The following is a 12,863-nucleotide window of genomic DNA, read 5'->3' as shown; positions in this document are numbered from 1 at the left end:
GCTCGACGCGCGACCGCGTCTGCATTCCAGTCGACGAGCACCGGCCAAATAGATCTCGGATGCGGACCGACCAAGACTATTGTGGGTGCCGTGACCAACGATCCTGCGCCACCCGATCGCGTGCCGTCGTCGACGGCGGCATCAGGTGGCCCGATCAGCGATTCACTTGTCCGGGTTACTCGACTGCACATCATGCGGATCCGACAACTACTGCAAGGACTGGGACTGCATCCGGGACACGAACTGTTGCTCATGCACCTGTGGGATGCAGGGCCGCAGCGGCAGGCAGACCTCGCGGCCGTGTTCGACACCGACTCGGCCTCGATGTCGCGCACCGTACAACGTGTTGAGCGAGCCGGTTTCGTGCGCCGCCGGCCGGATCCCAACGACGGTCGGGTAGCCCTCGTCGAATCGACACCCGCCGGGTTGGCGTTGCGCGACCGCATCGAACGACTGTGGACCGAACTCGAGAATGACACCGTCGGCGAGCTGAGTCCGGCGAAGCAGCGCGAGTTGCTGCGGGGGCTGCAATCCCTGGAAGCGAGTCTGTCCAAGGCGATCACAGCACACAACGCGTTAGCTCCACCCACGATCGGGACCGATCACGAGCCGCGCCCAGGCTAACCGGATCGGCGCGACCAAGCGGGGCCAGCAGCCGCCGCCGACGTGAGTTACGACGATGCGCCGGGGACGGCAGTCGGCCGCGGGCAAGCAGCGTGGATGCGAAGTCGGTGCCACGTATGTGAGTGATCATCGGATTGGCAGCCCCCGCCTGCCGGTAGCGGTCGAGCACCTGCGTCAGCGTGGGCCCGTCACCGATGGCACACAGGTCGAAGACGAAACGTTCACTGATCGCGGCCAATTGGGCACCCCGGTCGCCCGACGCGGCGGCGTAGGCCGCCACCTCGGCGTCGTAGCCCGCCGCACTGAACATGGCACGGTAGAAGGGCAGCCCGAAGTAGCGGTGCAGTTCCTCGCGAATGCCAGACATCGCGACAGGGACGTCGTCGGTAGCCGCGGCGGCCACGGCGGCAACGACGTCGAAGCCGGTCATGTCACGGCCCGCCGCCCGGCGAACCGCCGCGATTTCGGGGACCACCACGTCACTGATGTAGCTCGACGGGCAGGCTCACAGCACGATGCCGTCGGCGACTTCGGCCGCCAGTCGAATCATGCCTCGACTCAGCGCCGCCAGATAGATTGGAATGTCTTGTCGCGCAGTGAACCCCACGAATCCGCATAGCGAACGCCAACGGGTGCCCTCGGTCGCCGAGCGCCCCCACAACAGCGCGCGCACCACCGACACGTACTCGCGCATCTCGGGCAGCGGATTGCCGATCTCTGCACCGTGCCACCTGCGACATCGTGATCCGATGACAGTTCCCAGCTTTACGGTTCCCGGGATTCATCACGGGGCAGAGGTGGAATCGTGCGTCGTTAGTCTGTCGATTCCGGATCGACCTTCTTCGGAGTAGGTACGCTTTCCTTGCTTGCTGCCAGTGGTCGTTTGGCGAGCACCGGGAGCTCGCCGGTGAAGCCGAGACGTTCCTCTGCGATCGCCAGGATGCGGTTGCGGCAGGCGAACCAGCCCGCAACGAGCAGTGGGATGAACACCGCCAGGGAGGCGACTGTCCATGTTCCTACCGGGTAGTCGAAGGCGATCAGGATGAAGACGCCGACGAGAAAGACGAGGACGAGATACGAGGTGTAGGGACTGCCCGGCATCCGAAAGGTCGCGGGCCGCTGCGCGATTCCCTGCTTGGACCAGCGCGCAAGCTTGAGTTGGCAGAGCGCGAGCATGCCCCAACAGACCAGCGTGCCGAACGCGGCGCCGTTGAGGACGATTTCGAACGCCTTGTCGGGCACGACTGCATTGAGACCGACGCCGAGCAACGTCACGCTGCCCGTGAGCAGGATCCCGGTGTACGGAACACCCGCGGCATTCATTCGGCTGGCGAACTTCGGTGCTGATCCGGCGTACGACATCGAGTGCAGAATCCGGCCTGTCGAGTACAGTCCGGCGTTCAACGACGAGAGCGCAGCCGTGAGCACCACCATGTTCATGATCGCGTCGATGCCGTTCCAGCCGATGGAGCCAAAGAACGTCACGAACGGACTGACGCCTGCCTGGTACGCGGTGAACGGCAGCAGCAAGCACAGGAGCAGCACGGATCCGACATAAAAGACCGCGATGCGGAAGATGACGGTGTTGATGGCCTTCGGGATGACCTTTTCAGGGTTCTCCGTCTCACCGGCAGCATTGCCGAGCAACTCGATCCCGGCGAACGCGAACACCACGCCCGACACGATCAAGATTGCCGGTAGTAGACCGTGAGGCAAGAAGCCTCCACTGTTGGCGATCAGCTGGAATCCGACCTCATGGCCGCCGCTGGGTGTGCCGAATATTACGAACGCGGTGCCGATGAGCAGGAATGCCACCAATGCCACGACCTTGATCAGCGCGAACCAAAACTCCAGCTCACCAAAGACTTTCACGGACACCAGGTTCATCGACAGGATGAGCACCAAGGCGATGAGGGCGAACACCCATTGTGGGACGCTCGCGATCGGGGCCCAGTACTTGCTGAAGAAGTGCATGTAGAGCGCCACCGCGGTGGTATCGACGATGCCAGCCATCGCCCAGCCGAACCAATACACCCAGCCACAGACGAACGCTGCCTTCTCGCCGTAGAACTCGCGCGCATAAGACACAAAGGAGCCGGACGACGGCCGATGGAGGACGAGTTCGCCGAGCGCGCGCAGCACCAGGTACGAGATCACGCCACAGGCGAGATACACGAACATCAGGGACGGCCCGGCGCTGGCGAGTCGCCCGCCGGCACCCATGAACAGACCGGTGCCGATCGCGCCGCCAAGCGCGATCATCTGGATCTGTCGGTTCTTGAGACCCTTGTGATACCCCGCCTCTTCCCCGGAGAACAGTTCCTGCAAGTGCTGCTCGGTGTCTTGTGGAGATAACTCGGGGTAGGTTTTCTGTTGAGGGTGGGCTTTGCTATCGTTGTCCATGTTGATCCTTGCCGTGTCGGGATGGGTGAAGGAATGCAGTTATGCGCCACCGGATGTGCGTGGAATGGATTGCACACGACGGCCGCTGTTGAGGGACGAATCGTTTGCCGAAGCTCGGCGCCTGTTGGTGGTGTGTAGTCGTTCTCCTCTCGTGTCGACGCGGGCCGCGTACCGTTAGTGGGCGGGCTGCGAATCCGGGATGCTCGTAGGTCGACATGTGGCCGCTCGAGTAGCGGCCGCCCGGGCAAAGGCGGCGACCAGCGGGTCGAGCAGTTCGATCGGTGCACTGCGGTCTTCGGGATGCCACTGGATGCCGACGGCCCACTGGTCTTCGAGCTCCACGGCCTCGATCACGCCATCGGGTGCCGTCGCCGCAACGATCAAGCCGGTGCCGAGTGCATCGACGGCCTGGTGGTGTTCGGAGCGGATGGTCAGTGCACCCTCGCCGTAGACCTCGCCGAGTTTGGTTCCCTCGACGATCCGGACCGGGTGGTTGGTCATCTTCGACGGTCCATCGTCAAGCCGATGAATGGTGCCCGCACCCAAGTCTTGGACGAGCGTGCCTCCGAGCGCGACGTTCATGACCTGCATGCCTCGGCAGATTCCGAGGAGCGGGATCCCCGCCACGACGGATCCGCGGGCCAGGCTGATCTCGAACGCGTCCGCATTCGTGTCGACGCCGTACATCGTGTCGCTCCCGCAAGGCTGACCGTAGTGATTGGGGTCCAGGTCTGCGCCGCCGAGAATGACGACACCATCACAGCCGCCGAGCAATTCGGCCGCCGCAGGAGCGCTCGCAGCATCGGTGACGATCGGCACGACGCCGACGCGGCCGAAGGAGGACAGCATCGACTGAGCCAGCACGGCCAGTTCGCGGGTGAGCTTGGGGGTGGCGAATTCCGAGTTCACGGCATATGACATCAGCACCCGTGGAGCCGGATCTGGTGGCTGCGCGATATGGTCAAACACTGGGCCTCCTGCCGAAGCTCAATAAACTATAACCTCTAGAAGTTATCTTTCGCCAGATGAATGCGTCGGTTTTTTCCCCGATCAGCGCCACCAGCGCTCCGGAAGCGGTCGTGCGCCGCCTCACTGAGGCGATCGCCGCGGGTTCCCTGCGCGCCGGCGAGAAACTTCCCCGCGAAGACGAACTCGCGAAGACGCTGGGGGTCGCACCGATGACCCTCCGACAGGCGCTCGCGTCGATGCGGGAACTCAACCTCGTGGAGACCACCCGGGGCCGCAACGGTGGCACCCACGTCCGACACGATGTGTTGGAGCGGCTGCAAGAGGCCGTCAGCGCCTACCCTGCGACGGCCGAGCAAATACGCTCACTGACCGATTGGCGCCGAGCCATCTCGGGCGAAGCTTGCCTTCTAGCCGCCGAACGCGGGACAGAGGACGAGTTCCGGGCGATCGAGGCCGCCGCTGATCGCTTCGACGAGGTGTACCTGGAAGTTGCGCCCCGTCGTGTCGCCGATGCGCGCCTGCATACACTCATCGCCGAAACCGCGCACTCCGAGCACCTGGTGCGTGCGGAAATCGAGATCCAAGAACGACTCTCGGCTCTGATCTTGCCGCTTCCCAACCTGGCCTCGGTCATCAGGGGATTGCCCCACAGCCATGATCCGATCGTCACAGCCATCGTCGCCAGGGACGGCGAAACCGCTCGATCAGCGATGATCGCCCATGCCGAGACCTCGTTCGATTGGTTCATCGGTCAACTCGAGCTCGACCAGTAAGCCCCGCACCGATACCTGCAGTTCTGCGGGGCCTCAACGCAACTCGGGTGCTGATTCGTCTCGGATTGGAAGAAGAAATCAGTCGCCTGGGTGGCGCCGTCCCACATGACCTGGCTTCGCCGGCAGGACGGCCGCACGCTGGCGACCATGTCGTTGACGGAAATGGAGAGCAAGTTCGGTGCGCCGTATCTGGCGATGTACCGGCCGGATCTGATGGACGTGCTGTCGGCGACAGTGTCGACCGCCCGTGTCAGACCCGGTGTCGCCGTCAGCGCGGTTACCGAGTCTGCGGGAGGGCCGGCCGACGTTACGGCAATCAAATTACTTGTGACATCATCACTTAACGTGATTCAGTGTTGATCATCGACGCGGTGGTTGGGAAATGTTCGTGCCCGAGCACGGCGAGCAGTTCCAGTTTCTCGGCTCCCTCGCTGTGTGGGGCTGCGGTGTACACGAGCAACGACTGAGAGTGGTCCTCAGTAAGCAGCGTTTGGCAATCGAGTTCGATGGGACCAAGTTCGGGATGCACGATCGTTTTGTGTTGGGCGAAGCATCTGGCCACCTCGTGTCGGTCCCACAGTTCGGCAAACTCGGAACTGGTCTTCTGCAGCGCGCGCACGAGCTCGCCCGCCTCAGAACGTGGGCCCATTGATGCATACGCGACCCGCAGGTGTGCAACGTTGGCACGGCTATGCCCGTCGCGATGGTCCTCGGGGTAGCGCAACCGCTCAGAAAGGTTGGTGAACCACCTGTAGAACTCGCTGCGTGCCAGGCCGACATAGTGCGACCGGTCACCGAGTAAGGCTGCCGCCATGCGGTTTTGCACCAGCGTGACTCCGAGGTAAGACACGACCAGTGCTGGCGCGTCGCCCAGCCGGTCAAGGACGCGCAGCAGCGCCGGAGCCACGTGTGCCTCGATGGTCACCTGCGACGGGACGTTGCGCCCGGCCACCCGGAAAAGGTAATCGCGCTCGTCGCCGGTGAGCCGCAACGCCCGGGCGAGCGACGCCAGCGTTTGTTCGCTGGGTTGTGGGCTACGACGCTGTTCTAGTTGGGTGTAGTAATCAGTCGAGATCATCGCTAGCGCGGCCACCTCCTCGCGGCGCAAACCAGTCGCCCGGCGCCGCGGGCCTTCCGGCAGCCCGACGTCGACTGGCTGCAACGCATCGCGGTGACGACGGAGAAAATCGGCAAGCGCCCTACGATCCATTCCAACTGTAACCAAGATTGAATGACTTATCATCCAGGTATTGCCGATCCCCCGATAACGGGTGCCTGCCAGATCCGCGGTGCTTCGCCCAGACTGAAGCAATGAACAATTCCGGCAACACCATCTTCATCCCGGGCGCCACCAGCGGCATCGGGTTGGGCCTCGCAATCGCGCTGCAGGCCAAAGGCAACACCGTGATCATCGGCGGCCGCCGCACCGAACTGCTCGAGCGCATCGCCACCGAGCATCCCGGACTACAGACGGTAACCATCGACACTGCCGATCCGGCCAACATCGAGGCAGCCGCCAAGCAGGTTTTGGCCGAGCGCCCAGAACTCAACGTCCTGGTGACCATGGCCGGCATCATGGTCATCGAGGACTGGCACAAACCCGAGTCGTTCCTCGCGACGGCCGAATCGATCGTCACGACCAACTTGCTCGGTCCCATCCGGCTCATCGCAGCGTTCATCGAGCACCTCCAGACGCAAGCGAAGGCCACGATCGTGACCGTGTCCTCGGGGTTGGCATTCGCTCCGCTCTCGATCACCCCGAGCTACAACGCCTCCAAGGCGGCGATCCACATGCTCAGTGAGTCGATCCGGCTGCAACTGGCCGACACCACCGTCGAAGTCAAGGAACTCGTGCCGCCGGGGGTTCGTACGCCTCTGCTGACAGGCTACGAAGACAGCGCCGCGTCGATGCCGCTCGACGAATTTGTGGCAGAGGTCCTAACCCTGCTTGAGAATGAGCCCGACGAGCCAGAAATCCAGGTCGAGGCCGTGAAGTTTCTGCGCTACGGCGAGGCGCGTGGTGACTACCCGCAGGTGGTTTCCGCGCTCAACGCAACCGAATTCTAGGCCAGCTGAATCGGACGGGCGGTGCCGGCAGGCGCGGTTAGTCACAACACTTGATAAATCAAGCAATTCGGCGCGACACCTGCTGCGTCAACTTTCGATTCACTGGAGAGGAATGGTACGTGACTACTCCGAAAGACCCCAGGGATCCGGCGGAAATGGCCGTATTCAACAAGACCGTCATTAGCGAATTCCGTTCGAACAACGGCAAAGTGGACGGCGTGTTCGAGGAAGGCACGATGGCCCTCGTCCATCATGTCGGTGTGAAATCGGGAATCGAGCGGGTCAATCCTCTTGGCTACTTCACCGATGGCGATCGAATCTTCGTTGTTGCGAGCTTCGGTGGCTCAGATGCCAATCCGGCGTGGTACCTCAACTTGATGGCCAATCCGCGCACCACCGTGGAAATTGGTTCCGAGACGATCCCCGTAACGGCACGAGAATTGACTGGCGCCGAACGCGATGAGCGCTTCACCAAGATTGCCCAGACCATGCCCATGTTTGGCGACTACCAACGAAGGACCACTCGCATCATCCCAGTCGTCGAGCTCGTTCGGGACTGACCGGCCCCCTCCTTCCTCTCGCGGAGACCTTGCTCGTTGCGTCGCGGCGACGTCGGTTGGGCGGCGTGCAATCCGTTCTTGTCATTTGCTTGCGCATGCACATGTACTTCACGGCGGCGACTGGTCGGAGACGCGTTCAACTTGCTCAGTGGCAGAACTCCGGACGGCCGGATCGCGGACCGCGGTCGGCGCCTCAACGCAACCCGTCAGCGTAATCGACCGTTGTAGATGGGCCACTACCTGTCATTTCGGAGCACCGGTGACGGACTTGGCTACTTCATGGACGGCTGGTGCCGGAATGCCCGCGACGCGCACAATGCACCGCGAGTCGACGTGCCCTTCCGATGGATGTCTCTAAGCGCCGTTCGGCGGTGCAGCTTAACCGTCTGATCCGGCGGTGAGCTTGGGCAGAACACGGCCCAATGCGTTGAGGTCAGTGTGGGTGAGTCGGTCGGTGAACAGCGTAGACACCATCGCGACATGCGATTCAGTGGCTTCGATCACCGCCGTGCGGCCCTTGTTGGTCAGGCTGATCTCCATGCCGCGCTTGTCCTCGCCTGCGGTGTTGCGCGCGATGAAGCCCGCCTGCTCCATGCGCAAAAGGAGCCTGCTCACACCGCTTTCGCTGAGAAGGAGCCGGTCGCGCAACGCCCGCTGACGAAGCCGCCCATCGGGCACATCCGCGAGATGGATCAACACGTCAAACCACTCAAGGGGCAGATTGTGGTCGCGCATCATTTGCTCGGCCATCTTCTCAATGATGGTTCGATGCGCGCGCAAGAATTCCTGCCAAAGCATCGTCTCCTCCTCCAAACGGTCGACGACAGCGCGTAACCGCTTTGCATCATCGACGCCCCCTTGGGGAACTCGATTCTTCGCGGTTCGCGCATCACGCTGGGCAACCATCGACACACGCTCCTCTCATGCGGCGAACTGATCGGGAGTCACCAGAGCCCACAAAGTAGACAATTATGCAGGTCAACCAAGTCACTTGCTGCGGGCGGTCAGCCCGACCGCGATGGACGACTACTGCTCACAGTAGCCGTCGTCTTCGCCGCATCAATCGTCGTGCTCGTGCGTGGGACAGGCTGTACCAGTGGCGCTCGCAGCTCATTCGCTTGAGCACGCAAGTTATGTCGCTTCTTGGCGCCGTTGGAAGCGCCCCCCAAACCTACAAGCCCCGGCGCAGGCGGGGCGAGTTGTGGGGTCGGGCTTTAGATGCAGATGTCGGCCACGGTGGTGATCGCGTCCAGGTGCTCGTTGACGGTTCGCAGGCCCTCGCCCATCGTGTTCACCGATACATGGGTGGCGCCTGCGGTGACGAACTGCACGAGTTCATCGGCGAACCGCTGCCGGTTACCATGCCAAGTGATGTGGGCTTCCATGCCGATGCTGGCGGGATCCCTGCCCGCCGCGATCGCCGAGCGTTTGACGATCTCACGTGCTTCATCGAGCTCGGGTCCAGGCGACATCGGTGGGAACCATCCATCAGCCACCCGGCCCGCGCGCTCCAGCGCAGGCCGCGTCATGGCACCGATCCACACCGGTATCGGCCGCTGCACCGGCAACGGTGCCAACCCGGCACCGGTGACTCGATGATGCTTGCCCTCGAAGGTCAGCGTCTGCTCGGTCCACAACCGCCGCATCAGCTCGATCTGTTCATCCACCCGCTTGCCACGGTTGCTGAATTCCTCTCCAAGAGCTTCATATTCGACGGCATTCCAGCCCACCCCGACACCAAGGCGCAACCGCCCCTGACTCAACAGATCCACCTCGGCGGCCTGTTTGGCCACCAACACCGTCTGCCGCTGCGGCAGGATGATCACCTTGGTCACCAGCTCCAGAGTCGTGGTGACCGCAGCGAGATAGCCGAACATCACTAGCGGTTCGTGGAAGGTGGTGCGCACGTCGTACGGACCGTCCCACCCGGTGTGTGCGTCCGGATCGGCACCAACGACGTGGTCGTAGGCCACCAAATGACTGAAACCAAGTTCTTCGACACGTTGGCCGTAGGCACGCACCGCGGCTACGTCACCACCGAGCTCGGTCTGGGGAAACACCACGCCAATTCGCATACCAGGCGCCAACGCACCAACACCCCTTCCTATTCCAGGTGACGCGAATCTTCTTGCAACGCCGGAACATTTTCTTGCGCGCGCACGCAATGACGCACTAGCGTGCAGGCTTGGACATCGCGGGCGTGCTGCTGCACGGTGCCCCAGAAAGGAAAGGAAGTTGTTCTTGCGAAGGCATGAACATCGCGTCATGGACCATTGCCGGCGTGGAGCCACCCGGACTTTCAGGTGCCGAACAAGGTGTGTCGCTCGAATCGCTAATACTAGCAACGACTTCCGGCGATCTCGGCCCGCGGAGTGCCGAGGCGCGCCAACATTGTCGAATCAAGCGCCTGCATCGGGCGTTAGACCAGTCGCCTTCACGCCATGAATCGCCGCGGCTTCGTCGTTGTCCGAGGTGTCTCCCGAGATGCCAAGCGCGCCGAGCACAGTGCCCTCGAGATCGCGAACCAGTACACCTCCGGGTACGGGGACGACACCCGTCCGTACCGCGGCAGCGGCAGTGACGACGAAGTAGGCCTGCTGCTCCGCACGTGTCATCAGCGACCGAGAGCCCATTCCGAACTCGAGCGCACCGGTGGCCTTGCCAGATGCGATGTCTACCCGTCCGTTCGACGCACCGTCTTCGCGTTCAGTGGCGATCACGTACCCGCCGGCGTCGAGCGCCACCAGGGCGAGGGGCTTGAACCCGTTCTCGGCACCGAACTTGCGAGCGGCCGCGATCGCGGTGCCGGCGCTTCTCAAGTTCCACATCATGCCCGCTAAGCCCCTTCTTTCTCCGAAGTAGTCTTCCGTATCACGGAGTTTTATTTTCGTATATTGGAAGATACGACGGACCCTGGATCTGCGTCAAGCAGAAGCAGATCACCGGGCGGTCGTGGTCCGTTCGACTCGCACGTGTCCGTGGCACCATGAGCCGAATGAGCACCTCCCCATCGCCTGATCGCCAGGCGGCATCGAATCCCTCGCCCGCCGGTGGTGTTCAGTCGGTCAATCGCGCCCTTGACGTTCTCGAGTTCATCAGCAGCAGGCATCCAGAGGTTCCGATCGGAGAGATCGCGACAGGCCTCCAGCTTCCCCTTCCGACCGTGCATCGATTGCTTGCAACGCTCACTGAGCGGGGATACACGAGACAACTGCCATCCCGTCGGTACTCGCTGGGATTCCGCGTCCTGCCACTCGCAGAGTGTGCCCGTACTCTCATCGGCCCGGTCGCCGAGCGCGTCCTTCACGATCTCGTCGACGAAACCGGTGAGACGGCAAATCTCGCCGTTCTTGCAGGCGATCAGGCCGAGTACGTCGCCCAGGCTCCGTCGCGACACCACATGCGGATGTTCACCGAGATCGGGCAGAGGGTCGACCTCCACAGCACGGGGGTCGGCAAGGCCCTCCTGTCGCAGCTGGATTCGGCGCAAGTCGACGACCTACTCGACCGGCGCGGCCTGCCTGGCCGCACCGAGCACACCATCACCAGTCGCGTTCGGCTCCACGCGGAACTCGAGCGGATTCGATCCGCCGGATACGCCATCGATGAACAGGAGCAGGAACTGGGCGTGCGGTGCGTTGCAGTTCCGATCGCGGGCCTTTCCTCCGGCATGGCAGTGTCCGTTTCGGGGCCGGTCACCCGAATGACCGAGAGTCTGGTCGAGTCCACCGTGCCCCTGCTGCAATCAGCTGCGAGAGCACTGGCCGATTCTCTCGAACGCGCCGATTGACACCACCCGCCTTGTGAGCCTATTTTCGGATAGTTCATTCCACATCGCGGAAGATTCGGCTGATGACTCTCTCGTTCGACATCGACGATCTGGTGCGCCAGCTCCCCGACGGCACGATCGTCACTGACGAGGTGCGGTTGGACAAGTACCGGCGCGACCGGTCGCAGGACCCGGACGTCGGGATGCCGCTGGCCGCGGCCAGACCGACCAGCGTCGAGGAGATCCAGACCGTCGTGCGGTACGCCGCGAAGCACCAGATCCCCATCGTTCCGCGTGGCGCAGGGTCTGGTCTGTCGGGTGGAGCTTCGGCGTTCGATGGGTGCTTGGTCATCTCGACCGAACGCATGACTGGCATTGAGGTCGATCCATTGACCCGGACTGCCATCGTCCAGCCGGGCGCGCTGAACGCCGAGGTGAAGGCGGCAGCCGCGCAGTCAGGCCTGTGGTACCCGCCCGATCCTTCGTCGTATGAAATCTGCTCGATCGGCGGCAACATCGCGACGAACGCTGGCGGTCTGTGTTGCGTGAAGTACGGGGTCACAACCGATTACATTCTCGCGCTGACCGTGGTGCTCGCCGATGGAACCGTCGTCAAGCTTGGTGGACCGCGCGTGAAGGATGTCGCCGGTCTCTCCCTGACCAAGTTGTTCGTGGGGAGCGAGGGATCACTCGGGATCATCGCGGAGGCGACCGTGCGCCTCCTCCCTGCGCAACGTCCGCCGGCCACGCTGGTGGCTTCGTTCCCCACACTGGAAGGCTCGATGGAGACGGTGCTGGCGATCACCCGTCGGATGCGACCATCGATGCTCGAATTCATGGACCGTGCGTCCATCAACGCCGTCGAAGACGAATTGCGCATGGGCCTGGACCGCGACGCCGAGGCGTTGCTCGTCATCCAGTCCGACGAGCCGGGTGTCCATGCAGGCGAGGAGATCGCGTGGATCACCGAAATCTGTGAGGCCAACGGCGCGTTGGAGGTGGTGTCCACCGACGACCCGGAGACCGGTGAAGCCTTCGTCGTGGCACGACGGATGGCCATTCCTGCGGTCGAGAAGAAGGGCCCTCTTCTGCTCGAGGATGTCGGCGTCCCGCTCCCGAAGCTGGGTGCCTTGGTCGGTGGCATCGCAAGGATCGCGAACGAACTCGGCCTGATGATTGCGGTGATCGCTCACGCGGGCGACGGAAACACCCACCCGCTCATCGTGTTCGACGCTGCGAACGTCGCCGAGGCTGCGCGTGCGCGAGAAGCCTATGGCTTGATCATGGATCTTGCGATCGAGCTCGGCGGGACCATCACCGGCGAGCACGGCGTGGGGCGGGTGAAGCTCCCTTGGTTGGCGAACCAATTGAGTCCCGAAGTGCTAGAACTGAATCGCCGAGTCAAGGCGGCGCTCGACCCGGACGGCATCATGAATCCCGGTGCAGCGGTTTAGCTTTCGTTAGTAGCTAAACCCGGCGCGGTCAGTCCCTACCAGTGGGAGCCATGGCGGGGCGCGCTCGACACTCGGCTTCTCAGCCTCTGTGTCACTTCCCGAAGCTCTGACCTGGAGTGATGCAGAGTTCTGCATTTGGGTTTTCGCGTGTACCGCACCATCCGCGTCTACCGGGGCAAGGACAGCCAGGGCCATCGCGACTACGACTACGTCCAGGTCGTGTCGAGCAGATCCATCTCCGTGT

At 62.9% G+C, this 12,863-nt stretch carries 13 protein-coding genes and 1 pseudogene; 7 read left to right on the top strand and 7 right to left on the bottom strand.

Annotation, left to right across the window (positions count from 1 at the left end):
• The first annotated feature begins 90 nt into the window (after positions 1 to 90).
• Positions 91 to 624 carry a MarR family winged helix-turn-helix transcriptional regulator gene (locus HNP02_RS40475; RefSeq protein WP_221318586.1) on the top strand — a complete coding sequence of 178 codons (534 nt, stop codon included), beginning with the start codon at positions 91 to 93 and terminating at the stop codon, positions 622 to 624.
• Here HNP02_RS40475 and HNP02_RS40470 read toward each other — a convergent pair.
• From HNP02_RS40470 to HNP02_RS40455, 3 genes and pseudogenes are all read right to left on the bottom strand, one after another.
• Positions 560 to 1,375, bottom strand: a pseudogene (locus HNP02_RS40470) (LLM class flavin-dependent oxidoreductase). The gene HNP02_RS40475 and the pseudogene HNP02_RS40470 sit on opposite strands and share 65 nt — an antisense overlap.
• 62 nt (positions 1,376 to 1,437) lie before the next feature.
• The gene (locus tag HNP02_RS40460) at positions 1,438 to 3,027 is read right to left on the bottom strand and encodes an amino acid permease (protein WP_184446407.1); all 1,590 of its coding nucleotides are present in this window, start codon (positions 3,025 to 3,027) and stop codon (positions 1,438 to 1,440) included.
• Positions 3,028 to 3,201: 174 nt separating this feature from the next.
• Positions 3,202 to 3,996, bottom strand: coding sequence for a gamma-glutamyl-gamma-aminobutyrate hydrolase family protein (locus HNP02_RS40455; protein WP_184446405.1), 795 nt, complete (start codon positions 3,994 to 3,996; stop codon positions 3,202 to 3,204).
• A gap of 56 nt (positions 3,997 to 4,052) precedes the next feature.
• Between HNP02_RS40455 and HNP02_RS40450 the strand changes: the two genes are divergently transcribed.
• Both HNP02_RS40450 and HNP02_RS40445 read left to right on the top strand, forming a co-directional pair.
• The gene (locus HNP02_RS40450; protein WP_184446403.1) at positions 4,053 to 4,769 is read left to right on the top strand and encodes a FadR/GntR family transcriptional regulator; all 717 of its coding nucleotides are present in this window, start codon (positions 4,053 to 4,055) and stop codon (positions 4,767 to 4,769) included.
• 105 nt (positions 4,770 to 4,874) lie between these two features.
• Entirely contained in the window at positions 4,875 to 5,129 is a 255-nt protein-coding gene (locus tag HNP02_RS40445; RefSeq protein WP_184446401.1) for a hypothetical protein, read from the top strand.
• On the opposite strand, the gene HNP02_RS40440 is transcribed toward HNP02_RS40445, so the two are convergent.
• Complete coding sequence (locus HNP02_RS40440; protein WP_184446494.1) at positions 5,110 to 5,979, bottom strand: helix-turn-helix transcriptional regulator; 870 nt, start codon at positions 5,977 to 5,979, stop codon at positions 5,110 to 5,112. The genes HNP02_RS40445 and HNP02_RS40440 overlap by 20 nt on opposite strands.
• Positions 5,980 to 6,080: 101 nt before the next feature.
• Here HNP02_RS40440 and HNP02_RS40435 point away from each other — a divergent pair, with 101 nt between their 5' ends.
• Together HNP02_RS40435 and HNP02_RS40430 are read left to right on the top strand one after the other, a co-directional pair.
• Positions 6,081 to 6,836 (top strand): SDR family oxidoreductase, encoded by a 756-nt coding sequence (locus HNP02_RS40435; RefSeq protein ID WP_184446399.1) that lies wholly within the window; start codon positions 6,081 to 6,083, stop codon positions 6,834 to 6,836.
• A 119-nt stretch (positions 6,837 to 6,955) separates the two neighbouring features.
• Entirely contained in the window at positions 6,956 to 7,396 is a 441-nt protein-coding gene (locus HNP02_RS40430) for a nitroreductase/quinone reductase family protein (protein ID WP_309241874.1), read from the top strand.
• A gap of 378 nt (positions 7,397 to 7,774) precedes the next feature.
• On the opposite strand, the gene HNP02_RS40425 is transcribed toward HNP02_RS40430, so the two are convergent.
• The 3 genes from HNP02_RS40425 to HNP02_RS40415 all read right to left on the bottom strand — a co-directional run bounded on the left by HNP02_RS40425 (position 7,775) and on the right by HNP02_RS40415 (position 10,224).
• On the bottom strand, positions 7,775 to 8,302 hold the full coding sequence (locus HNP02_RS40425; protein WP_184446397.1) for a MarR family winged helix-turn-helix transcriptional regulator: 528 nt from the start codon (positions 8,300 to 8,302) through the stop codon (positions 7,775 to 7,777).
• Positions 8,303 to 8,610: 308 nt separating this feature from the next.
• Positions 8,611 to 9,471 (bottom strand): LLM class F420-dependent oxidoreductase, encoded by an 861-nt coding sequence (locus tag HNP02_RS40420; RefSeq protein ID WP_184446395.1) that lies wholly within the window; start codon positions 9,469 to 9,471, stop codon positions 8,611 to 8,613.
• A gap of 324 nt (positions 9,472 to 9,795) precedes the next feature.
• A complete protein-coding gene (locus HNP02_RS40415; RefSeq protein ID WP_221318592.1) occupies positions 9,796 to 10,224 on the bottom strand; it encodes a heme-binding protein in 429 nt (142 codons plus the stop codon).
• A 167-nt stretch (positions 10,225 to 10,391) separates the two neighbouring features.
• Between HNP02_RS40415 and HNP02_RS40410 the strand changes: the two genes are divergently transcribed.
• Together HNP02_RS40410 and HNP02_RS40405 are read left to right on the top strand one after the other, a co-directional pair.
• Complete coding sequence (locus tag HNP02_RS40410) at positions 10,392 to 11,186, top strand: IclR family transcriptional regulator (RefSeq protein ID WP_184446391.1); 795 nt, start codon at positions 10,392 to 10,394, stop codon at positions 11,184 to 11,186.
• A gap of 62 nt (positions 11,187 to 11,248) precedes the next feature.
• Positions 11,249 to 12,619 (top strand): FAD-binding oxidoreductase, encoded by a 1,371-nt coding sequence (locus HNP02_RS40405; protein ID WP_184446389.1) that lies wholly within the window; start codon positions 11,249 to 11,251, stop codon positions 12,617 to 12,619.
• Positions 12,620 to 12,863 lie beyond the last annotated feature (244 nt).

It is taken from the genome of Mycobacterium sp. AZCC_0083 (assembly GCF_014202335.1).
Taxonomy (GTDB): Bacteria; Actinomycetota; Actinomycetes; order Mycobacteriales; family Mycobacteriaceae; genus Mycobacterium.
The sequence above is the reverse complement of the archived record's forward strand: the minus strand, read 5'-3'. Positions and strand labels throughout refer to the sequence as shown.

Coding starts and splice junctions, on each gene's coding strand:
- HNP02_RS40415 (WP_221318592.1), bottom strand. CDS start 10,224: ATGTGGAACTTGAGAAGCGCCGGCACCGCGATCGCGGCCGCTCGCAAG.
- HNP02_RS40410 (WP_184446391.1), top strand. CDS start 10,392: ATGAGCACCTCCCCATCGCCTGATCGCCAGGCGGCATCGAATCCCTCG.
- HNP02_RS40435 (WP_184446399.1), top strand. CDS start 6,081: ATGAACAATTCCGGCAACACCATCTTCATCCCGGGCGCCACCAGCGGC.
- HNP02_RS40420 (WP_184446395.1), bottom strand. CDS start 9,471: ATGCGAATTGGCGTGGTGTTTCCCCAGACCGAGCTCGGTGGTGACGTA.
- HNP02_RS40405 (WP_184446389.1), top strand. CDS start 11,249: ATGACTCTCTCGTTCGACATCGACGATCTGGTGCGCCAGCTCCCCGAC.
- HNP02_RS40425 (WP_184446397.1), bottom strand. CDS start 8,302: ATGGTTGCCCAGCGTGATGCGCGAACCGCGAAGAATCGAGTTCCCCAA.
- HNP02_RS40445 (WP_184446401.1), top strand. CDS start 4,875: ATGACCTGGCTTCGCCGGCAGGACGGCCGCACGCTGGCGACCATGTCG.
- HNP02_RS40450 (WP_184446403.1), top strand. CDS start 4,053: ATGAATGCGTCGGTTTTTTCCCCGATCAGCGCCACCAGCGCTCCGGAA.
- HNP02_RS40460 (WP_184446407.1), bottom strand. CDS start 3,027: ATGGACAACGATAGCAAAGCCCACCCTCAACAGAAAACCTACCCCGAG.
- HNP02_RS40440 (WP_184446494.1), bottom strand. CDS start 5,979: ATGGATCGTAGGGCGCTTGCCGATTTTCTCCGTCGTCACCGCGATGCG.